This is a genomic window from Spongiactinospora rosea (genome assembly GCF_003315795.1).
Lineage (GTDB): Bacteria > Actinomycetota > Actinomycetes > Streptosporangiales > Streptosporangiaceae > Spongiactinospora > Spongiactinospora rosea.
Window position 1 is genome coordinate 449,743 of sequence record NZ_QMEY01000003.1, and the last position, 20,343, is coordinate 470,085.

The 20,343-nt window shown below is 73.0% G+C and carries 20 protein-coding genes and 1 riboswitch; of the genes, 11 read left to right on the forward strand and 9 right to left on the reverse strand.

Annotated features, from left to right (window positions below; translation table 11 throughout):
• Positions 1-3: 3 nt before the first annotated feature.
• Complete coding sequence (locus tag DP939_RS10695; protein ID WP_199565097.1) at positions 4-636, forward strand: response regulator; 633 nt, start codon at positions 4-6, stop codon at positions 634-636.
• A 118-nt stretch (positions 637-754) separates the two neighbouring features.
• Positions 755-1,987, forward strand: a complete 1,233-nt coding sequence (thiI, locus tag DP939_RS10700) for a tRNA uracil 4-sulfurtransferase ThiI (protein ID WP_113980468.1) — start codon at positions 755-757, stop codon at positions 1,985-1,987.
• 134 nt (positions 1,988-2,121) lie between these two features.
• Here the strand turns inward: thiI and DP939_RS10705 are convergent, their stop codons facing one another.
• On the reverse strand, positions 2,122-2,418 hold the full coding sequence (locus DP939_RS10705) for a YiaA/YiaB family inner membrane protein (RefSeq protein WP_113980469.1): 297 nt from the start codon (positions 2,416-2,418) through the stop codon (positions 2,122-2,124).
• Between the two features lie 84 nt (positions 2,419-2,502).
• Positions 2,503-3,555 (reverse strand): 3-deoxy-7-phosphoheptulonate synthase, encoded by a 1,053-nt coding sequence (aroF, locus tag DP939_RS10710; RefSeq protein WP_113980470.1) that lies wholly within the window; start codon positions 3,553-3,555, stop codon positions 2,503-2,505.
• 303 nt (positions 3,556-3,858) lie between these two features.
• Between aroF and DP939_RS10715 the strand changes: the two genes are divergently transcribed.
• Together DP939_RS10715 and DP939_RS10720 are read left to right on the forward strand one after the other, a co-directional pair.
• Positions 3,859-4,470: a molybdopterin-dependent oxidoreductase gene (locus DP939_RS10715; protein ID WP_225878157.1), complete on the forward strand. Its 612-nt coding sequence runs from the start codon at positions 3,859-3,861 to the stop codon at positions 4,468-4,470.
• A gap of 101 nt (positions 4,471-4,571) precedes the next feature.
• Complete coding sequence (locus DP939_RS10720) at positions 4,572-5,327, forward strand: LytR/AlgR family response regulator transcription factor (protein WP_113980726.1); 756 nt, start codon at positions 4,572-4,574, stop codon at positions 5,325-5,327.
• Between the two features lie 430 nt (positions 5,328-5,757).
• On the opposite strand, the gene DP939_RS10725 is transcribed toward DP939_RS10720, so the two are convergent.
• Entirely contained in the window at positions 5,758-6,597 is an 840-nt protein-coding gene (locus tag DP939_RS10725; protein ID WP_113980472.1) for a deoxyribonuclease IV, read from the reverse strand.
• A 128-nt stretch (positions 6,598-6,725) separates the two neighbouring features.
• On the opposite strand from DP939_RS10725, the gene DP939_RS10730 reads away from it, so the two are divergent.
• The gene (locus DP939_RS10730; RefSeq protein ID WP_225878158.1) at positions 6,726-7,952 is read left to right on the forward strand and encodes a glycerate kinase; all 1,227 of its coding nucleotides are present in this window, start codon (positions 6,726-6,728) and stop codon (positions 7,950-7,952) included.
• On the opposite strand, the gene pknB is transcribed toward DP939_RS10730, so the two are convergent.
• The 4 genes from pknB to DP939_RS10750 form a co-directional block, all read right to left on the reverse strand.
• On the reverse strand, positions 7,936-9,882 hold the full coding sequence (pknB, locus tag DP939_RS10735; RefSeq protein WP_113980473.1) for a Stk1 family PASTA domain-containing Ser/Thr kinase: 1,947 nt from the start codon (positions 9,880-9,882) through the stop codon (positions 7,936-7,938). The two genes, DP939_RS10730 and pknB, sit on opposite strands and share 17 nt — an antisense overlap.
• A gap of 89 nt (positions 9,883-9,971) precedes the next feature.
• The gene (locus DP939_RS10740) at positions 9,972-10,784 is read right to left on the reverse strand and encodes a thiazole synthase (protein ID WP_113980474.1); all 813 of its coding nucleotides are present in this window, start codon (positions 10,782-10,784) and stop codon (positions 9,972-9,974) included.
• A 2-nt stretch (positions 10,785-10,786) separates the two neighbouring features.
• The gene (gene thiS / locus DP939_RS10745) at positions 10,787-10,987 is read right to left on the reverse strand and encodes a sulfur carrier protein ThiS (RefSeq protein ID WP_113980475.1); all 201 of its coding nucleotides are present in this window, start codon (positions 10,985-10,987) and stop codon (positions 10,787-10,789) included.
• A complete protein-coding gene (locus DP939_RS10750) occupies positions 10,984-12,165 on the reverse strand; it encodes an FAD-dependent oxidoreductase (protein WP_225878159.1) in 1,182 nt (393 codons plus the stop codon). Before DP939_RS10750 ends, thiS begins: the two co-directional genes overlap by 4 nt.
• A 484-nt stretch (positions 12,166-12,649) precedes the next feature.
• Positions 12,650-12,765, reverse strand: a riboswitch (TPP riboswitch).
• Positions 12,766-12,898: 133 nt separating this feature from the next.
• Here DP939_RS10750 and DP939_RS10755 point away from each other — a divergent pair.
• Genes DP939_RS10755 through thiE form a run of 3 tightly spaced genes read left to right on the forward strand, consistent with a single transcriptional unit; the run spans position 12,899 to position 15,217 of the window.
• Positions 12,899-14,089, forward strand: a complete 1,191-nt coding sequence (locus tag DP939_RS10755) for an NAD(P)/FAD-dependent oxidoreductase (protein ID WP_113980477.1) — start codon at positions 12,899-12,901, stop codon at positions 14,087-14,089.
• A 40-nt stretch (positions 14,090-14,129) separates the two neighbouring features.
• Positions 14,130-14,504: an Rv2175c family DNA-binding protein gene (locus tag DP939_RS10760; RefSeq protein WP_113980478.1), complete on the forward strand. Its 375-nt coding sequence runs from the start codon at positions 14,130-14,132 to the stop codon at positions 14,502-14,504.
• Positions 14,505-14,515: 11 nt separating this feature from the next.
• The gene (gene thiE, locus DP939_RS10765; protein ID WP_113980479.1) at positions 14,516-15,217 is read left to right on the forward strand and encodes a thiamine phosphate synthase; all 702 of its coding nucleotides are present in this window, start codon (positions 14,516-14,518) and stop codon (positions 15,215-15,217) included.
• A 15-nt stretch (positions 15,218-15,232) separates the two neighbouring features.
• Here the strand turns inward: thiE and DP939_RS10770 are convergent, their stop codons facing one another.
• Positions 15,233-16,300 (reverse strand): polyprenyl synthetase family protein, encoded by a 1,068-nt coding sequence (locus DP939_RS10770; RefSeq protein WP_113980480.1) that lies wholly within the window; start codon positions 16,298-16,300, stop codon positions 15,233-15,235.
• 174 nt (positions 16,301-16,474) lie between these two features.
• Between DP939_RS10770 and metF the strand changes: the two genes are divergently transcribed.
• Entirely contained in the window at positions 16,475-17,401 is a 927-nt protein-coding gene (metF, locus tag DP939_RS10775) for a methylenetetrahydrofolate reductase [NAD(P)H] (protein ID WP_113980728.1), read from the forward strand.
• Between the two features lie 25 nt (positions 17,402-17,426).
• Here metF and DP939_RS10780 read toward each other — a convergent pair whose 3' ends face one another.
• Positions 17,427-18,326: a LysR family transcriptional regulator gene (locus DP939_RS10780; RefSeq protein WP_113980729.1), complete on the reverse strand. Its 900-nt coding sequence runs from the start codon at positions 18,324-18,326 to the stop codon at positions 17,427-17,429.
• 122 nt (positions 18,327-18,448) lie between these two features.
• On the opposite strand from DP939_RS10780, the gene DP939_RS10785 reads away from it, so the two are divergent.
• Both DP939_RS10785 and DP939_RS10790 read left to right on the forward strand, forming a co-directional pair.
• A complete protein-coding gene (locus tag DP939_RS10785) occupies positions 18,449-19,339 on the forward strand; it encodes an NAD-dependent epimerase/dehydratase family protein (RefSeq protein ID WP_113980481.1) in 891 nt (296 codons plus the stop codon).
• Positions 19,336-20,334 (forward strand): DMT family transporter, encoded by a 999-nt coding sequence (locus DP939_RS10790; RefSeq protein WP_113980482.1) that lies wholly within the window; start codon positions 19,336-19,338, stop codon positions 20,332-20,334. The genes DP939_RS10785 and DP939_RS10790 overlap by 4 nt, the downstream gene beginning before the upstream one ends.
• Positions 20,335-20,343: the final 9 nt, after the last annotated feature.

A 20,343-nucleotide genomic window follows, 5' to 3' on the forward strand; every position in this document is an offset into this window, starting at 1 on the left:
GTGATGGTGGTGGACGACCACCCGATGTGGCGGGACGGCGTGGCCCGCGACCTCGCCGAGGCGGGGTGCGAGGTCGTCGCGACGGCGGGGGAGGGACGGCAGGCCGTGCGCGTCGCGGCGGCGGCCAGACCCGAGGTGGTCGTGCTGGACCTCCAGCTCCCGGACATGACCGGCGTCGAGGTGACGCGCAGCCTGGCGGCGGGCGACCATCCGGCGCGGGTGCTGGTGCTGTCGGCGAGCGCCGAGCAGACCGACGTGCTGGAGGCGGTCAAGGCGGGCGCGTCCGGCTATCTGGTCAAATCGGCGAGCCGGGAGGAGTTCCTGGACGCCGTGCGCCGTACCGCGGCGGGCGACGCCGTCTTCACCCCCGGCCTGGCCGGGCTGGTGCTCGGCGAGTACCGCAGGCTGGCCGCCCAGCCCGCCGGCGGCGGGGCCGGGCCGAGCCTGACGCCGCGCGAGACCGAGGTGCTGCGGCTGGTCGCTAAGGGCCTGTCCTACCGGCAGATCGCCGAGCGCCTGGTGCTCTCGCACCGGACCGTCCAGAACCACGTCCAGAACACCCTCAGCAAGCTTCACCTGCACAACCGGGTCGAACTGGTGCGATACGCGATCGAGCAAGGGCTCGACGACGCCTGAACAGCACTAAAGTAGCCCGGACTAAAGTAGCTCGGTCACGCGTTGTGCGGAACGACCCCCGGGAGGACCGGGCGACCGCCACGCCATCCTTGCCGATCCCCGCTGCGGAGGAAACACAATGCTCGACGTGACGTCCGTTGGGACGCCTGCCGCGCTGGGCGAGCCGTGCGTGCTGCTCAAGCTGGGCGAGGTCGTGCTGAAGGGGAAGAACCGCGAGCAGTTCGAGCGGCGGCTGCAGAGCAACATCAGGGCCGCCCTGAAGGACTGCGGCGTGCGCGTGGACGTGCGCCAGCGGCACGGGGTCATCGCCGTCTTCCTTCCCGCCGGCACGGCCCTGGAGTCCGCGCAGGCCGTGGCCCAGCGGGTGGCCGACGTCCCCGGCCTGGTGTGGGTGCATCTGGCCCACCGCGTCGAGAAGGACCCCGACGCGGTCACCAAGGCGGCGCTCGCGCTGGTGGAGAGCCGCCTCGCCACCGGCGAGGGCCCGCGGCTGCCGAGGTTCGCGGTGCGCTCGCGGCGGCGGGACAAGCGCTTCCCGCTGCGCTCCAACGAGCTGGACCGCATGGTCGGCGGCGAGATCAACGACGTGTTCGGGCTGCCTGTGGACCTGAGCCACCCCGAGCTGACCGTCCACATCGAGGTCGACAGGGACGAGGTCTTCGTCTTCACCGACGGCCTCCCCGGCCAGGGCGGCCTGCCGGTCGGGGTGAGCGGACGCGCGCTGGTGCTGATGTCCGGCGGCATCGACTCCCCGGTGGCGGCCTACCGGATGATGCGGCGCGGCCTGCGGGTCGACTTCCTGCACTTCTCCGGCATCCCGTTCACCACGACGGAGTCGATCTACAAGGCGTACGCGCTGGTGCGCTCGCTGGACCGCTTCCAGGGCCGCTCGCGCCTGTGGGTGGTGCCCTTCGGCAAGGCGCAGCAGTCGATCCGGGCCTCCGGCCAGGACCGGCTGGCCGTGATCACCCAGCGGCGGCTGATGCTCAAGACCGCCGAGGAGGTGGCCCGGCGGATCCGCGCCGGGGCGCTGGTCACCGGCGACTCCCTCGGCCAGGTCTCCTCCCAGACCCTCCAGAACATCACCGCCCAGGACCACGCGGTGGACATGCCCGTGCTGCGCCCGCTGATCGGCCTGGACAAGATCGAGATCATGGCGGAGGCCCGCAGGATCGGCACGCTGGGGATCTCCGAGCTGCCCGACGAGGACTGCTGCACCCTGCTGGCCCCGCGCCGCGCCGAGACCCGCGCCAAGATCGAGGACCTCAAGCAGATCGAGCGCCGCCTGGACGCCGAAGACCTCGCCGTCCAGCTCGCCGACTCCTTGCAGGAATACAAGCTGGACGCCTGAGGCCCCGATTTCCGGGCGGGCCGCGCCGCCCGGAAAAGCGGATCGGGCGGCCCGCCGGAATTGCGGCTAGGCATTCTTACGGATGCCGGACGGGCGCTTTTCCGCCGGGCCCGCGATAAGGCTCGATAAGACGTTCAATCCACCTTGAAGGGGTCGTGCTCGGCGATGAGCCGCTCCAGCCGGGCCTGGTCGATGCGGCTGGTCATCTCGGCGATCTCCTGCCGGTCACGGACGATCTTCGCGAGCGTGAACGCGGACGTGACGACGTACAGGACGCCGACCGCGAAGAACGCGCGGATCCAGCCGTCGACCGGCAGGTAGGCCACGCCGATGATGAGCGCGCCCAGGGAGATCGCGAAGGCCAGCACCGCCTGGACGAAGAACGCCGTGGTCGGGTTCCGGATGATCGCCTTGTCGGCCGCTCTGTTCATGTCCTGATCGTCGCCGCGCCGGGCGTCGGCCGCATGAGCGGGAGTACCCGGTCGCTCATGAGTAGGCGGACGCCCGGCGGTGGGTCAGACGGCGGAGAGCGGCGGGGTGGCGGCGGGCGCGGTCGCCGCGGTACGGCCGAGCAGCGGCGGGAACTGCCGCATGACCCGGGCGAGTTCGCGCAGATCGCCGTCCACCAGCGCCTGCGGCCCGTCACAGAGCGCCTGCTCCGGATGGGGATGGACATCGACGATCACGCCGTCGGCGCCCGCGGCGATGGCGGCCCGGCTGAGCGGCAGGACCAGGTCCCGGCGCCCGCCCGAGTGGGAGGGGTCCACGATCACCGGCAGGTGCGACAGCCGCTGGGCGACCGGCACGGCCGAGACGTCCAGGGTGTTGCGCGTGGCGGTCTCGAAGGTGCGGATGCCGCGCTCGCACAGCACGATGTCCAGGTTGCCGCGCTGGGCGATGTACTCGGCGGCCATCAGCCACTCCTCGATGGTGGCGTTCATGCCACGCTTGAGCAGCACCGGCCGGCCGGCCGCGCCGACCGCCTGGAGCAGCGCGAAGTTCTGCGCGTTGCGGGTGCCCACCTGGAGCATGTCGGCGTACTCGGCGACCAGTGGGACGTCGTGCGCGTCGACCACCTCGGTGACGATCGGCAGCCCGGTCGCCTCGCGCACGTCGGCCAGGATGCGCAGCCCGGCCTCGCCGAGCCCCTGGAAGGCGTAGGGGGAGGTGCGCGGCTTGTAGGCCCCGCCGCGCAGCAGCGTGGCCCCCGCGGACCTGGCCATCTCGGCCGCCTCCAGGGTCTGCTGCGGCGTCTCCACCGCGCACGGTCCCGCGATCAGCGTGACCGTGTCCGGCCCGATCGGCACCCCGCCCACCGTGATCGTCGTGCGATCCGGGTGGTTCTCCCTGCTGACCAGCTTGTACGGGGTGGACACCCGCATCACGTCGGCCACCCCGCGCATCCCGCGCAGGTTGAGCGCGCCGAACTGCGCCACGTCGCCGACCAGCCCGATGATGGTACGGCTGACGCCGCGGCTCACGAACGCCTCGCCGCCCGCGGTGCCGACGAGCGCGATGATCGCCTCGACGTCTTCCGCGGTGGCCTGCGGGGTCATCACGATGACCATGTGTCGTTCCTCCCAGTGAAATGCGAAAGGCCCCGGATCCTTGCGGACCCGGGGCCTTCGCGACGCCGTCAGATGTCAGTGCAGCATCTGGTGGCGAACGGTCCGACCCACGGGCCCGTCGCCATACCAAAACCAGAACGCTGTACGCATCGCGCACATGCTAGCGCATCGGCCCGGCGTCCGTGATACCCGCCCGGGTCGGGGCGACCGGGAGGGCGGTGGCAGGATGGCGGGAGTGCCCGGCGGCACCGGCCTTGCGGCGCGTCGGGACACGAACGCGCGGACCGGCGGAAGGGAGTGGCGGTGGATCCATCCGAGGCTCCCCGGGAGGAGACTCGCCTGCCACCGGGGCAGTACGTCCCCAGGGGCAGACCAGTGATCCACTACGGCCGCGTGCCGCCCTTCCGCCCCGAGACCTGGGACTTCCGAGTCTTCGGCGCCACCGCCGACGGCCGTGAGCACGCCCTGGCCTGGCCGGAGTTCGCCGCGCTGCCCAGGGAGACGGTCCTGGCCGACTTCCACTGCGTCACCAAGTTCTCGCTCATGGGCAACGAGTGGCGCGGCGTCCCTGCGAGCGTCGTCCTGCGGGCCTTCCCGCCCGCTCCCGGCGTGCGTCACGTGATGATCTGGGGCGAGTACGGATACAGCGCCAATGTGCGGACCGGCGATTTCGACCGCGCGCTGTTCGCCATGGAACTGGACGGCAAGCCGATCTCCGCCGACCGGGGATTTCCGGTACGCGCGATTGTGCCCCATCTGTACGCCTGGAAGAGCGTCAAGTGGGTGCGCGGCGTGGAGTACATGATCGAGGATCGCCGGGGTTTCTGGGAGGAACGCGGCTATCACAACATCGGCGACCCATGGCTCGAACAGCGCTACTCCTATCAGGAAGAACCCGGCGAGGGGCCGTCCTGACTCCGGATTGACCGATTTGAATAACTCGATGTGGCCATTCTCTTTACTGATGGTCACCGTTTCGGTTGCGATTTGAGCGGCGGCAGGGCAGCGTGGAGTTCATGCTTCGTGTTCTCGCGGTGGACGATGAGTTGCCGGCCCTGGAAGAGCTGGCCTTTCTGCTGCGGCATGACGCGAGGGTCGGGCATGTGGTGACCGCGACCGACGGCGTGACCGCGCTGCAGGACATGGTGCAGATGATCGGCACCGGCGAACGGCTCGACGGCGTGTTCCTGGACATCCGCATGCCCGGCTTCGACGGCCTGGAGCTGGCCCGGATGATCCGCGGCTTCCCGGCCCCGCCGGGGCTGGTCTTCGTCACCGGCCACGAGGACGGCGCGGTGCGGGCCTTCGAGCTGCAGGCCATCGACTACCTGCTCAAGCCGGTCCGCGCCGAGCGGCTGGCCGAGGCGGTGGGGCGGCTGGCCGAGGCCGTCGCGCCGGGCGGGGGGGCCATTGAGCCCGGCGACGAGGAGATGATCCCGGTCGAGCTGGGCGGGCGCACCCGGTTCGTGCCGCAGCACGCGGTCTGGTTCGCCGAGGCCAAGGGCGACTACGTCAGGCTGCACACGGGCGAGGGCAACTACCTGGTCCGCATGTCCCTGGGCGCGCTGGAGCGGCGCTGGGCGGGCGCGGGCTTCATCAGGGTCCACCGCAGCACGCTCGTGTCCGCACGGCACGTCCAGGAGCTGCGCTTCGAGGACGGCAGGGCGATCCTGCAGGTCGGCACCGAGACGCTGGCGGTGAGCCGCCGCCACACCCGGCGGGTCAGGGAGCAGCTCGTGCGCCAGTTCAGGGCGCTGCCGCGGCCGACCTGAGCGTCGCCGGGGGGTCACCGCCGGGGGCGTGCCCGCGAACCGGCCGACCGCTGGTCGTGCGCGATCGACCTCTCATCGCGCGCCGACTCTCCGCACATCGATGACTACAGACCGTTGGCAGAGTGGGTGGGCAACCGGGTTTCCCCCTCTTGATCGTGACCGTAATGTTGCGCCTGTCGAAGCCACAAACCGCCGCATCGGGGGGGACCGAGCCATCCGGCTCGCATTGACCTGATGCGCGGGGACCTGGGTGACATTCGGGTGTCACCTTGCCGCCTGGCCCTTACCGGGGGGGAAGGGCCAGGCGGCTCCGGCGTGACGAGGGCGCTCGTGTACGGCCGCGGGCCGCACCGCGATCCGGTCTGCGGGGGCGACCGGATCGCCGGGGAACGGGCCCCTCGTCACGCCCTATGCGCCGCAGGGGGCTCGGTCAGGCCGCGCGGAGCTTCTTCAGCAGCTCGATGTCCTCGCGGTGCTTGACGGCCTTGCCGGGGGTCTCCACGCACAGCGGGACGCCCGCCGCGGCCGGGTGCCGCATGATCTCGCCGAACGCCTCGGCGCCGATGTGACCCGCGCCGATGTTCTCGTGGTGGTCGCGGTTGGAGCCCACCGGGTCCTTGGAGTCGTTGGCGTGGATCAGCTTCAGCCGCCCGGGCGCGATGGCGTGCAGCGCGTCGAAGGTCTCCCGCACGCCGTCCGGGCTCGCGAGGTCGTGGCCCGCGGCGAAGGCGTGGCAGGTGTCCAGGCAGACGCCGGCGCGCGGGTGGAAGTCGAGGGCGGCGAGGTAGGGGCCGAGGTCCTGGACGGCGGCGCAGAGCATCCGGCCCTGGCCCGCCATCGGCTCCAGGAGCAGATCGGGGCCGTCGGCCGGGATCTCGTCGAGCAGCGGGAGCAGGTGCTCGCGTACCTGGAGCAGGGCCTCCTCCTTGGACCGGCTCACCGCCGAGCCGGTGTGCACCACCACGCCCCTGGCCCCGATGGCGGCGGCCCTGGTCAGGGCGTGCCGCACGCTGTCCACCGACTTGGTGAGGGTGTCGGGGTTGGGCGAGCCGAGGTTGACCAGGTAGCAGGCGTGCACGAAGGTCACCGTGCCGGACTCGCGCAACCGGGCGTCTTCGGCCGGAACGCCCGGATTGAGCGCCCAGCCGCGCGGGTTGGACACGAAGACCTGGATCATCTCGGCGCCGATGTCTGCGGCGTAGGCGAGGCCGCCGGTGGCCAGGCCCCCCGCGACCATCACATGGCCGCCGATCAGTGGTGTCTCGCTCATGGTGGAAGCCAGTTTAGGGGCAGGTGGGCGAGGGCGGGCCGCCGGGCGGCACGAGAGGAAGCCGTTTGCCGTCACCGGTCCGTGATGTGCTGTGATGTAGGCCCCTACGCAACCGAGGAGCAGGTTCATTGGCCGAGGGTCATGTCATCATCGCGCCCGACAAGTTCAAGGGGTCGCTCTCCGCGGCGGAGGTCGCCGACCGGGTGGCGGCCGGTCTCGGGCCGGGCGTCGAAACGGTCCGCCTGCCGGTCGCCGACGGCGGCGACGGCACCGTGGACGCGGTCGTGGCCTGCGGGTTCACCCGGATCGAGACGGAGGTCACCGGCCCCGTCGGAGATCCCGTCAAGGCCGCGTACGCCTGGCACCCCGGCCCGCTCGGCGACGACGTGCCGACGGCGGTGGTGGAGCTGGCCGAGGCGTCGGGGCTGCGCCGCCTGCCCGCCGCCGACCCCGGCTCGGCGCGGCCCGAGGGCGCGCACGAGGGCGTGGCCCTCGCGCCGCTCACCGCGACCAGCAGAGGCACCGGCGAGCTGATCGCGCACGCCGTACGGCGGGGCGCCCGGCGCGTCGTCCTGGGGCTGGGCGGCAGCGCCTGCACCGACGGCGGCACCGGGATGATGGCCGGGCTCGGAGTGCGGTTCCTGGACGAACAGGGGGCCGAACTCGGGCCGGGCGGCGCCGCGCTCCGCGACCTCCACACCATCGACACCTCCGGTCTCATCGACGTCTCCGGTGTCGAGGTGATCGTCGCCAGTGACGTGGACAACCCGCTGCTCGGCCCGTACGGCGCGGCGGCGGTGTACGGCCCGCAGAAGGGCGCGACCCCCGCCGGCGTGGCCGTGCTCGAAGCGGGGCTCGCCCGGCTGGCCGCCGTCGCCGCGCACACCCACGGGGTGGTCGGCGCGGGCGAGCACGACGGCGTGGTCCGGCGGATGGGCGTGGCCGCCGAACCGGGCGCGGGCGCGGCCGGGGGAGTCGGCTTCGGCGCGCTCGCCTTCCTGGCCGCCGACCTGCGGCCCGGCATCTCCTACCTGCTGGACCTGCTCGGCTTCGCCCGCCACCTGGAGGGGGCCCGCCTGGTCGTCACCGGCGAGGGCGCGCTGGATGAGCAGACCCTGCGCGGCAAGGCCCCCGCGGGCGTCGCCGAGGCCGCGGCCAAGGCGGGCGTGCCCGTCGTCGCGGTGTGCGGACGCCGCTCGCTCGGCGAGAGCGAACTGCGCGCCGCGGGCATCGAGGCCGCCTACGCCCTCACCGACATCGAGTCCGACCCCGCCCGCTGCATCGCCGACGCCGGCCCGCTGCTGGAACGCCTCACCGCGGAGCGGCTGAGGGAAAGGGTCAGTACCAGATCGTGACGCGGCTGCCGCGGGGGGCGTGGCCCGACATCGGGAACTGACCGCGCACGATGCCGCCGCCCCGGCGCAGCTTGCGGGTCTTGACCGAGAAGCCCGCGGCCTGCAGCTCGCGCCGGGCGTCGCCGACGCTCTTGTTGAGCACGTTGGGGACGGCGAGGACGGCCCCGTCGCCGTCGATGTCGAAGCGCCCGCCGTCCCACGGCCACTGGAAGCCGGTGTTGCAGTTGGACAGCGTGAGCGTGACCTTCGTGTTGCGGTCGATCTCCGCCTTGGCGGCCGGGTCCTGGGCGATGACCGTACACGGCTGGGCGTCGTCGGCCTGCTCCCTGAACTCCACCTGGAAGCCCTGCTCGCGCAGCCAGGCGTCGGCCTGGTCGCGCGGGATGCCCTTCATGTCGGGCATCAGCAGCCCGGCGCTGAGCGTGATGTCGACCTTGCCGCCCTCGCGGACCTTGCCGCCCGCCTGCGGGGAGGTGGACAGGACCAGGCCGCGCGCGACCGTGTCGCTCTCGATGCGGTGCACGTCGTCGACCTTCAGGCCGAGCTTGGCCAGGCGCTCGCGCGCCGCGCCCTCGGTGCCGCCGGCCAGGTCGGGGACCGCGATCATCTTGGGGCCCAGCGAGGGGATCAGCGTGACCTTCGCGCCGTCGTCCACCTCGGTGCCGGCCACCGGGTCCATCCTGACCACGGTGTCCTTGGCCGCCTTGTCGTCGTGGACGCCCTGGCCGACCACCACGACGAACCCGCGGCCCTCCATCTGGGACCTGGCCAGGTCGATGTTCTTGCCGCGCACCTCGGGGACCTTGATCGGGTCGCTCTGCGCGAAGTACCAGCCGGTGAGGCCGATGGCCACCGCCATCACCGCGCCCAGCACGGTCAGGAAGCGCCCGGCGGGCGGCATGCCGCGCCACAGGCGCGAGGGGCCGCGGCCCTCGGGCATCTGCGGGCGCGGCTGGATCAGCGTGTGCCCTGGTGCGGCGGGGGCCGTCGCCGTGTTCGGGATCGAGACCGTGGCGTTCGGACCGGCCGCCCCTGGCGTGGACAGGCTCGCCACGGTCTCACCGGCGCGCGGGGCGGTGTCTCCGGCCAGCGCCCGGTGCGTCGCAACGGCCCGGATCAGCAGCGCGGTCGCGTCGGCGGGCCGCTCACCGGGGTCGCGGCAGGCCGCCGCGGCCACCAGCGCGTCGAGCGCGGGCGGCGCGTCCGGCACCACGGAGGACGGCGGCGGGACGTCCTCGTGGACGTGCTTGTAGGCGATCGTCATCGGCGCCTCGCCGGAGTAGGGCGGGCCGCCCGTGACCAGCTCGAACAGCATGATGCCCGCCGCGTAGACGTCGCTCCTGGCGTCGGTGCGGCCGGTGGTCACCTGCTCGGGCGACATGTAGCCGATCGTGCCGATCATGACGCCGGTGCGGGTCTGGTTGCTCGCCTCCACCGCGCGGGCCAGCCCGAAGTCGACCACCTTGACCCGGCCGTCGGCGGCCAGCAGCACGTTCTCCGGCTTCACGTCGCGGTGGATCAGGCCCTTCTGGTGGGCCGCCCCCAGCGCCGCGAGCACCGGGATCATGACCTCCAGCGCCTCCCGCGCGGTCAGCCTGCCCCGCTCGCGCAGCACGTCGCGCAGCGTGCGGCCCGGGACGTACTCCATCGACAGGAAGACGACATCGCCGTCGGTGCCCTGGTCGAACACCTGGACCACGTTGGGGTGGGACAGGCTGGCGGCCGACTTGGCCTCGCCGATGAACCTGCGCACGAACGCCGGGTCCTCGGCGAGGGACCGATGCATCACCTTCAGGGCGACGGTGCGGTCGAGCCGGATGTCCAGGGCGACATAGACCGTCGCCATGCCGCCCCTGGCGATCCGGGACTCGACGCGGTAGCGCCCGTCGAGAAGTCTCCCGATGAGGGGATCGGCAAGCGTCGTGTCCACAAGCCCGAGTTTACGGGCGTTTTGCGGCGGGCACCGCGTCTACGTCCCAAACCGATGCCGAGCCGTTCTCACAGGTTGGGCAAGAACGTTCAGGGGGTCATCGGCGAGGACGCCTCCGCGTACCTTCTGCGTGGAATGCGCCCCGCCCGGCGGGCCAGCCGCCCGGCCTCAACGGCCGACCGCATCGCCGCGGCCATCAGTTCAGGCCGCTGCGCGCGGGTGACCGCGGTGGCCAGCATGACCGCCTCGCAGCCGAGTTCCATGGCCAGGGCCGCGTCGCTGGCGGTGCCGACGCCCGCGTCCAGGATCACCGGCACCGAGACCGCCTCCACGATCAGCTCGATGCTGTGCGGGTTGCGGATGCCGAGGCCCGAGCCGATCGGCGAGCCCAGCGGCATCACGGCGGCGCACCCGGCCTGCTCCAGCCTCCTGGCCAGCGCCGGGTCGTCGCCGATGTAGGGCAGCACCACGAACCCGTCGGCGACCAGCCGTTCGGCGGCGTCGAAGGTCTCGATCGGGTCGGGCAGCAGGGTCCGCTCGTCGTTGATGACCTCGACCTTGACCCAGTCGGTGCCCAGCGCCTCGCGGGCCAGCCGGGCGGTCAGCACGGCCTCGCCCGCCGTGTAGCAGCCGGCGGTGTTCGGCAGGACCGCGATGCCGCGCCGCCGCAGTACGTCGAGCACGGACCCGGGCGCGGACGGGTCCACCCGCCGCATCGCCACCGTGGTCAGCTCGGTGCCCGAGGCGGCCAGCGCCCGATCCAGCACCTCCAGGGAGGGCGCGCCGCCGGTGCCCATGATCAGCCGGGAGCCGAACGTCCTCCCGGCGACGGTGAACCCGTCCTCCTCCGCCGCGCCGTTCACCGGCGGGGCGGTCACCTGCTCGATCATCTGGCCGGTCATCGTCATCCTCCCTGCACCGCGGTGAGCACTTCCACGCGGTCCCGCTCGGAGAGCGCGGTCGACTCCCACGCCCCCCTGGTGACGACCTCCTCGTTCAACGCGACCGCCACACCCGAGGTCGCGGTGGTGAGCGCGGTCACGGCGTTCGCGACGGTGGCCCCCTCGGGGAGGTCGTACGGGCTGCCGTTGATGGTCACTTTCATCTGCTGCTTTCCTCGAAACGCGATGGTGAACAGGGGTGGTCCACGATCGTCTCGCCCGCCAGCAGGCGGACGACCAGATCGGCGGTGAGGGGGGCGAGCAGCACGCCGCCCCGGTGGTGGCCCGAGGCGACCAGCAGCCCCGGCAGCGCGGTGGGGCCGATCGCCGGCAGGTTGTCGGGCGTCCCCGGCCGTAGTCCGGCCACGACGTCGGTGACCTCCCATTCGGTGACGCCCGGCACCAGTTCCCTGGCGTCGCGCAGGATCTCCCACAGGCCGCCCGCCGTGACGCGGGTGTCGAAGCCCATCTCCTCCTGAGTGGCCCCGAGCACCACCTCGCCGTCGCCGCGCGGCACCAGGTAGACGGGGGAGCCGTGGACGGTGCCGCGCACGCATCGGGTCAGCGCGGGGTAGGGGGTGCGCAGGCGCATGATCTGGCCCTTGACCGGGCGTACCGGGGGCAGCACGCCATCGGGCACCCCGGGCAGTGAGCCGGTCCACGCCCCGGCCGCCAGCACCACCTGCTCCGCCGGGATCGTCTCCGGGGCCTCGCCGGAGTCCTGTAGGAGGAGCGGGGCGCGGCCGGGCCGTACGCCGCCGGACGCGGGCCCGCCCGGCCCGCCGAGCCGTACGCCCTGGACCGTGCCACCGGCGACGACCACTTCGGCGACCCGGCGGCGCACCACCGGCACCCCGAGCCGGGACAGGGCGGTGAGCAGGGCACGGGTCACCCTGCGCGGGTTCACCCAGGAGTCGCCGGGGGCGAGGATGCCGCCGCGCACCGACGGGGCCAGCAGGGGCTCCAGGCGGCGGCACTCGCGGCCGGTGAGCCGTTCGACCGGCAGGTCCAGCTTGGCCATGAACTCCGCCAGCTCGCCCAGCGCCGCCAGGTCGTCCGCGCCGAAGGCGACGTCCAGCGTGCCCGCCGAACGCAGGTCGAGGTCGTCGCCACTGTCCTCGGTGAGTTCGGCGGCGAACCCCGGCCAGCGGGCGAGCGAGTCCACCCCCAGCCGCAGCAGCGACTCCTCGGTGTAGGTCACCTCGCTCACCGGCGCGAGCATCCCGGCCGCGGCGTACGACGCGCCGCCCCCGGGATCGGGGTCGATGACGGTGACGGCCGCGCCCTCCCTGGCCGCCCGCCAGGCGGCGCTCAGGCCCACGACGCCGCCTCCCACCACCACGACCCGCCCTCTGCGACCGGCGAGCCGCTTGGGGCGCTCCGCGGCCCTTTGCGGGCCGCCGTCAACCCCTGTTGAGGTGCTTCCGTGTCCGGCCGGTTTTTTCGGTCCCGGCGCGTCCGTGCCCGGGGGATCGGCGCGGCGCTCGCCGCCGGACGCCGACGGGCCTCCGGCCGCGCTCAGCGGCGGGGGAGCGGGGCCGCCCGGGGGCTCGCCGGCGGGTTTCGGGCCGTTCGCGGACCCGCCGGTGGACACGGCGTGCGGGTGATTCCCGGCTGCGGCCGGGAATTTCGGGCCGAACTCATCCCCGTCTGGGGGATCGACCCTCCGCATGCCTTCGCTTGGGGCCGCCGTCGGCGGGGTACCCCCTTCGTGGGTGGCTCCTTCCGAGCCGGTCTCCTCGGAGGCCCCTACCAGGTTCCTTCGCACTCGATCGACTGGTTGGTGGCGCTGTTGCTCGCTTCGGTGGTGCTCGCTTCGCTGTGGCCTCATGCGGCCGATCGCTCCCTTCGCCGGCATGACCCGGATCAGGTTCTGTTACGGTCGAGGGCCGTGGCAGCCCTCCTCTCAGCCCGGTTCGTCCGGACTCCCGTGCGTTTATCCCTTCTAGCGTAAGCGTCCGCAGAAGTGACCCCGCACGGGGTGCCTGCCGCGGGCCGTGTGCATTGGACTAGCGTTTTCGTCATCGAATCGCCATTGGCGCGCTTTCGATCGCGCCGACTTAGGGTCGTGGGTTGTGAATAGTGTCGTGGTGGTGGGAGCCGGGCTCGCCGGTGTGCGCAGCGTGGAGGCCCTTCGGGCCCACGGGTACGACGGCAGGATCACTCTGATCGGAGAGGAACGGCACCGGCCCTACGACCGCCCGCCGCTCTCCAAGGCCGTGCTGAACAGGGAGAAGGAGGTCGACTCGACCTACGTCGAACTCGACCTCGACGCCCTGGAGATCGACTGGCGTCAGGCCGTGGCCGCCAAGGGACTGCGGCCCGGAGTGGTCGAGACGACCGAGGGCGAGCTGCCGTACGACGGGCTGGTGATCGCGACCGGCGCCACGCCGATCCGGCTGCGCGGCGAGGGCCCCCAACACGTGCTGCGGACCATTGACGACGCCCTGGAGCTGCGCGACAAGCTCGCGCCCGGGGTCCGGGTGGCGGTCATCGGCGCGGGCTGGATCGGCGCGGAGGTCACCACCGCGGCGGCCCGCGCCGGGTGCGAGGTGGTCGTCGTGGAGGCGGGTCCGGCCCCGCTGAGCGCGGCCCTTGGCGACGACGCGGGCGCGTGGACCGTCCCATGGTACGCCGAGACCGGGGTCGAGCTGCGCCTTTCCACACGGGTCGCCTCGGTCGACCATGACGGGCTCACCCTCGCCGACGGCTCACGGATCGAGGCCGACGTCGTCGTCACCGGCGTGGGCGTCCGCCCGGCGGTCGGCTGGCTGTCCGGCTCCGGCATCGAGCTGGCCGACGGGGTCGTGACCGACGAGCACCTGCGCACCTCGCTGCCCGGCGTCGTCGCGGTCGGCGACTGCGCCGCCTGGTGGTCGCGCCGCTTCGCGCGGCGGCTGCGGGTCGAGCACTGGGACACCGCGCTCGGCGCGCCCGACGTCGCCGCCGCGGCCATCCTCGGCGAGGACGCCGTCTACGACCCGGTGCCCTACTTCTGGTCGGAGCAGTTCGGGCACATGGTGCAGTACGCCGGGCACCACGCGGGCCCGCGCGCCGCCCGCCGCGTCCTGCGGGGCGACCCGCGCACCGACGCCAAATGGGCCATCTGCTGGCTGACCGGCGACGACCGGCTGACCGCGATCCTCACCGTCGACCGGCCGCGCGATCTCGTCCAGGGCAGGCGCATCGTGGAGGGCGGCCGCAGGCTCGACGCCCGCCGCCTGGCCGACCCTGCCACGATGCTGCGCGACTGCGTGGTGGCCTGAAGGTGTTTGCAGGTCGTCCAGTCGTGGTAGTGGTGGATTCGTGACGCTTTCTGTTGCACAGATCGACCAGCAGACCGACGAGTTGGTCGGGGAGTGGATCCCGCTGTCGGAAGTGGCCAAGCGGCTGGGACTGCCGACCGGCCGGGCCAAGCAACTGCTGAAGGACCGCAAGATCATCGGAGTACGGCGCGACGGAGGCGAGCCCCAGGTGCCCGCCGCGTTCCTGGGCGCCGACGATGTGCTCAAGGGCCTGCCGGGCACGCTGACCGTGCTCGGCGACGCCGGATACGACGACGTCGAGGCGCTGCGCTGGCTGTTCACCCCAGACGAGTCCCTGCCGGGGGCGCCCGTCCAGGCGATAGCCGCCGGCCGGCACACCGAGGTCAAGCGCCGGGCACAGGCGCTCGCCTTCTGACCGGCCGCTCGATGTCCTCTCCTTCGTTCTCCGCCGGGCGCGCCGCGCCCGGCGCGAGCCGTACCTCACTGACCGAACGCCTGCGATCGGCCCGCCTCTACCTCTGCACCGACGGCCGCCGCGACCGCGGTGACCTGCCCGCCTTCCTCGACGCCGTGCTCGGCGCCGGGGTCGACATCGTGCAGCTCCGGGAGAAGGGGCTGGAGGCGCGCGAGGAGCTGGCCCTGCTGGAGGTGTTCCGCGACGCCTGCGACCGGCACGGCGCGCTCCTGGCCGTCAACGACCGGGCCGACGTCGCCTACGCGGCCCGGCCCGACGTCCTGCACCTGGGCCAGGACGACCTGCCGGTCCCCGTCGCGCGCGACATCCTCGGCCCCGACGTCCTCATCGGCCGCTCCACCCACGAGGCCGGCGAGGCCTCCGCGGCGGCGGCCGAAGACGGCGTGGACTACTACTGCTGCGGCCCGGTCTGGCCCACGCCGACCAAGCCGGGCCGCCCGGCCCCGGGGCCGGGCCTGCTCAAGCACGCGGCGAGCCTGCCCGCCACGCGCCCCTGGTTCGCCATCGGCGGCATCGACCTGGCCAACCTGGACGAGGTGATGTCCTACGGCGCGCGCCGGGTCGTCGTGGTCCGCGCCATCACCGACGCCGGCGATCCCGCCGCCGCGGCGGCGGAGTTCGCCGCCCGGCTGGCCGCCGCGCCGCCGCCGTGAGCCTTGTGGCCGGGGTCAGGTGTCGCGGGTCGTGGCGGCCACCGCGAGGTCGGCCAGGGCGGTACGCGCCTCCGTGGTGATCGGGGCGCGCTCCAGCGCCTCCAGGGCGTCGTGCAGGTACTGCTTGATCATCTCCTCACAGGCCGCCAGCGCCCCGCTCTCCTGGATGATCGTGCGCAGCGTGGCCACGCCCTCCGCGCCGAGGGCGGGGTCGCCGAGCAGCCGCCGGACCACGGCCGCCGCCTCGGGCGGCGCCGCGGCCAGCGTGCGGGCGATCAGCATGGTCCGCTTGCCCTCGCGCAGGTCATCACCTGCGGGCTTGCCGGTCTGGGAGGGGTCGCCGAAGACGCCGAGCACGTCGTCACGGAGCTGGAAGGCGATGCCCACGCCGGTGCCGTAGTCGGAGCACAGCGCGTCCGTCCACGGCGGCGCGCCCCTGGTCGCCAGGGTCAGGCCGAGCCGCAGCGGGCGCTCCACCGAGTAGCGGCCGCTCTTGTAGAGCGCGACCCGCAGCGCGCTCTCGAAGGTGTTCTCGCCGTGCGCCTGCTCCAGCAGGTCCAGGTACTGGCCGCACATCAGCTCGGTGCGCATGTGGTCGTGCGCGGGCTGGGCGGCGGCCAGCGCCTCCGCGGGCAGCCCGCAGGTGCGCCACATCTCGCTGGACCACAGCAGCAGCAGGTTGCCCAGCAGCACCGCGGCCCCCGCGCCGAACTGCTCGGCCGAACCGTTCCAGCCCTCCTTCTCGTGCAGGGCCTGGAAGCGGCGGTGCGCGGCCGGCATGCCGCGCCGCAGGTCGCTGTTGTCCATCAGGTCGTCGTGGACGAGGGCGCTGGCCTGGAGCAGTTCGAGGGAGGCCGCCGCGGTGAACACCGCCGGGTCGTCGCCGCCGCCCCCCGCCTTCCAGCCCCAGTAGCAAAAGGCCGGGCGCAGCCGCTTGCCGCCCGCCAGGAAGTCCTCGGCGGCGTCGAAGAGCGGTACGACATCGGGTCCGCCGCCCACCGCCCGCTGATGGTCGAGGAAGGTCTTCAGCGAACGGTCGACCTCGGTGCGGAGCATGCCGCGCGCGGCGCCGGAAACGGTCATGTTCCGAGCGTAACGGCAGGGAGGTGCGGGGAATGATCCCGACTGCCCGTTTCCGCATGGACTTCGGCGGGGACTTGACAGGACTCCGGCGGCGTGAGCGGCAGGGCGGATGGCCGGGTGGACGGCCGGGTGAGGGCTTAGCGTTTACCGGTGGCGCCCCGTACCCTGGTGGACATGTCTTTGGGTCGTCCGTCCGTCCGCCCCGGCCGTGTGCCGACCGTGCGCGAGTTGCTCGCGAGCGGCGACCGGTCGTTCTCCTTCGAGTTCTTCCCCCCCAAGTCCGAGGAGGGGGAGCGCCAGTTGTGGCGCGCGATCAGGGAGCTGGAGGCCCTCAGCCCCACCTTCGTCTCGGTGACCTACGGCGCGGGCGGCGGCAACCGCGACCGCACCGTCGGCATCGTCGAGCGGGTCGCCCACGAGACCACCCTCACCCCGGTCGCCCACTTCACCGCGGTCAACCACTCGGTGCGCGAGCTGCGCCACCTCGTCGGCCGGTTCGCCGACGCCGGGGTGCGCAACATCCTCGCGGTGCGCGGTGACCCGCCCGGCGACCCTATGGGGGAGTGGGTCCAGCACCCCGAGGGCGTCCTGTACGCCGAGGAGCTGGTCCGGCTCATCCGGCAGTCCGGTGACTTCTGCGTCGGCGTGGCCGCCTTCCCCTACAAGCATCCGAGGTCGGCCACGATCGAGTCCGACACCGACTTCTTCGTGCGCAAGTGCCGCGCGGGGGCCGACTACGCGATCACCCAGATGTTCTTCCGCGCCGACGACTACCTGCGGCTGCGCGACCGGGTGGCGGCCGGCGGGTGCGACACGCCGATCATCCCGGGCATCATGCCGGTCACCCGGATGAGCACGATCGCCCGCTCCGAGCAGCTTTCCGGCGCGCCCTTCCCCGAGGAGGTCGCCGCCCGCTTCGAGGAGGTCAAGGACGACCCGGAGGCGGTCCGGGAGCTGGGCATCGAGCACGCGGCCGAGCTGTGCCGCCGGCTGCTCGACGAGGGCGCGCCGGGCATCCACTTCATCACCTTCAACCGCTCCAGCGCGACCAGGGAGGTCTTCCAGCGCATCGCCCCCGTTCCGGCGGCGTCGCCGGTCTGACCTGTGGTGGTGGCGGCCTCCGGCGTCAGAAGACGTGGTGGCCGCGGATGTAGTGCGGCAGCAGGTCGAGGAAGGCGTGCAGCGCGCGCGCCGGAGTGCGCGAGGCCGAGGTCACCACGCTGAGCGTCCAGGACAACCCGCCGCCCGCGAGTGGTACGGCGCGCACGCGCGGCACGACCGACTCGGCGAAGGCGGCGGGCATGAACGCCACCCCGAGCCCGTGCGCGACGAACTGCGGGATCGTGGTGATGTCCGGCACCTCGATCAGGACATGGCGGGTCAGGTCGGCGGCGGCGAACGCCGCGTCGGCCGCCTCGCGCTGCCCGAACCCGATGGGCATCTCCACGAACGACTCCTCGGCGATCTCCTCCAGCCGCACCGAGCGCCGCCCGGCCAGCGGGTGGCTCTCGGCCACCAGCAGGTGCACGTCGTAGCGCTTTATCGGGGTGACCCGAAGCTGCTCGTCGTGCGGCTCGGCCCCCACGAAGGCCACGTCGACGTGGCTCTCCTTGATCCGCTCGATCAGCCCGTGGGTGCCGCGCTGCGACACCTCCATGCGCAGCCGCACGCCGGGATGCCGCCGATGGAACTCCCCGGCGAGGGCCGGGACGTCCACGAGCGTGAAACTGCTGAGCATCCCGATCGCCAGCCGCCCGCGCAGCCCGGCCGAGACCGGCTCGACGGCCGCGCGCGCCCGGTCCAGGGCCTCCAGCGCCGCGCGGGCCTCCGGCAGGAACGCCGAACCCGCCTCGCTGAGCGTGACGGACCGCGTCGAGCGGATGAGCAGCTCGGCCTTGAGGTCGCTCTCCAGGGCCTTGATGCCCGCCGACAGCGTGGACTGCGTGACGTGCAGGCGCTGGGCGGCGCGCGTGAAGTTCAGTTCTTCGGCCACGGTGATGAAGTACTCCAGCCGGCGCTGGTCCACCTCACCCTCCATTGATCGATAAATGCGATAGTGCGATCGTAACTCTTCGTTGGACACGATAGCCGGGCGCTGCCACCGTTGTCACGCGGCCTCATTCCCCTATCCGTCCAGGAGGAACGAACATGCGCGTCCTGCTCACCGGCGGCACCGGTCACATCGGCTCCGCCGTACTCGGCCGGCTGGTGGCCGCGGGCCACCAGGTGTCCGCTCTGGTCCGTGACGCCGGAAAGGCCGATGCCGTCAAGGCCAAGGGCGCCGGCGCGATCATCGGCGATCTGTCCGACGGCGATGCGCTGCACGAGCTGGCGGCCCGCAGTGACGGGGTGATCCATCTGGCCTCCCCCGGCGACGCGACCGGCCCGGCCCTCGACGAGACCGCCGCGACCGCGTTCCTGCGCGCCCTTTCGGGCACCGACCGGCCGTACCTGCACACCGCCGGCGTGTGGGAGCACGGCAGCGGCACGGTGATCAACGAGTCCACTCCCATGAACCCGCCGCGCCTGACGGCCTGGCGGGCCTCGATCGCCGAGCGGGTGCTCGCGGCGACGGACGTCCGGACCGCCGTGGTGGCCCCCGCCGTCGCGTACGGGCACGGCGGCGGCCTGGTGAACCTCGTGGCCGCGGGCCCGCGTACCGAAGGGCCCGAACCGGCGCTGACCATGATCGGCCACGGCGAGCAGCGCTGGAGCACCGTGCACGTCGATGACCTGGCCGAGCTGTACGTGCTCGCGCTGGAGAAGGCGCCCGCAGGGTCGTACTTCATCGGCGCCGCGGGCGCGAGCCCGACCGTCCGGCAGATCACCGAGGCCGTGAGCAACGCGGTCGGCCTGTCCGGCCGCGTCGAGCCCGAGCCGGTCGCACAGACCCTCGACCGGCTCGGCCTGCTCGGCGAGGCGCTGCTGCTCGACCAGCAGGCCCAGGGCGAGGCGGCGCGACGCCTGCTGGGCTGGGCCCCGGCCCGGCCGGACATCCTGCGGGACATCGCCCGGACCCACTTCGCGCCGGTCGCATGACCACCACGCCCGCGGGGCGGGCGGTCCCGGCCGCGCGGGCCTCGTCCCGCTCGCGCCTGCTGTCCGTGCCCGCCGCCATCGCCACCGGCATGGTGATCCCGGTGCAGGCCCGGCTGAACGGTGAGCTGAGCCAGCGCCTCGGCGACGGCATCGCCGCCGCGGCGCTCAGCTTCACCGGCGGCCTGATCCTGATGACCGTCCTGGCCGCCTGCTCGCCCGGGCTGCGCCGCTCGCTGCGCGCCCTCGGCACGGCGGCGATGCCGGGCCGCCTGCCCCGCCGGTACCTGCTGGCGGGGGTCTTCGGCGGCACGTTCGCGCTGGCCCAGTCCACGGCGGCGCTGCTCACCGGGATCGCGGTCTTCACGGTCGCGGCGATCGCGGGCCAGACGCTCAGCGGGCTGATCGTGGACGCGCGCGGCGTCGGCGGCGGCGTCAAGCAGCGTCCCGACGGGCGGCGCGTGGCGGGCGCCGCCGTCATCCTGGCCGCCGCCGTCATCTCCGCCGTACCGGGGCTGTCCGCCGCCCCGGCGGCCGGGGCCGTGGCGCTGCCCGCGCTGGCCGCCGCCGTCGCGGGCTTCCTGCTCGGCCTGCAACAGGCCATGAACGGGGCCATCGGCGCGGCGGCCGGGTCCCCGCTCGCCGCCACCTGGCTGAACTTCTTCGCCGGCGCGGTCTTCCTGGCCGCCGCCTGGGGGGTGAAGGCGATCCTCCAGGGGACGGCCGGGCACCCGCCGTCCACCGACTGGTGGACGTATCTGGGCGGCCTGTGCGGGGTGGTGTTCATCGGAGCGGCCACGTTCCTCGTACGGCGGATCGGCGTGCTGCTCCTGGGCATGGCGCTGATAGCGGGCCAGCTGGCGAGTTCGATCATGCTGGACGTGTTCGTCCCGTCGGGTGGCCGCTCACCCGGGGCACTCACCTACGTGGGCGCGTTGCTCACCTTCGCGGCGGTCTGGATGACCTCCCGGCGTCCGCGCCCATCGACCGGAAAATGAAAGGAACCA

Coding starts and splice junctions, on each gene's coding strand:
- DP939_RS10785 (WP_113980481.1), top strand. CDS start 18,449: ATGCGCGTCCTGCTCACCGGCGGCACCGGTCACATCGGCTCCGCCGTA.
- DP939_RS10725 (WP_113980472.1), bottom strand. CDS start 6,597: ATGAGCGAGACACCACTGATCGGCGGCCATGTGATGGTCGCGGGGGGC.
- metF (WP_113980728.1), top strand. CDS start 16,475: ATGTCTTTGGGTCGTCCGTCCGTCCGCCCCGGCCGTGTGCCGACCGTG.
- thiE (WP_113980479.1), top strand. CDS start 14,516: ATGTCCTCTCCTTCGTTCTCCGCCGGGCGCGCCGCGCCCGGCGCGAGC.
- DP939_RS10705 (WP_113980469.1), bottom strand. CDS start 2,418: ATGAACAGAGCGGCCGACAAGGCGATCATCCGGAACCCGACCACGGCG.
- aroF (WP_113980470.1), bottom strand. CDS start 3,555: ATGGTCATCGTGATGACCCCGCAGGCCACCGCGGAAGACGTCGAGGCG.
- thiI (WP_113980468.1), top strand. CDS start 755: ATGCTCGACGTGACGTCCGTTGGGACGCCTGCCGCGCTGGGCGAGCCG.
- DP939_RS10770 (WP_113980480.1), bottom strand. CDS start 16,300: ATGACCGTTTCCGGCGCCGCGCGCGGCATGCTCCGCACCGAGGTCGAC.
- DP939_RS10740 (WP_113980474.1), bottom strand. CDS start 10,784: ATGACCGGCCAGATGATCGAGCAGGTGACCGCCCCGCCGGTGAACGGC.
- DP939_RS10695 (WP_199565097.1), top strand. CDS start 4: ATGGTGGTGGACGACCACCCGATGTGGCGGGACGGCGTGGCCCGCGAC.
- thiS (WP_113980475.1), bottom strand. CDS start 10,987: ATGAAAGTGACCATCAACGGCAGCCCGTACGACCTCCCCGAGGGGGCC.
- DP939_RS10790 (WP_113980482.1), top strand. CDS start 19,336: ATGACCACCACGCCCGCGGGGCGGGCGGTCCCGGCCGCGCGGGCCTCG.
- DP939_RS10720 (WP_113980726.1), top strand. CDS start 4,572: ATGCTTCGTGTTCTCGCGGTGGACGATGAGTTGCCGGCCCTGGAAGAG.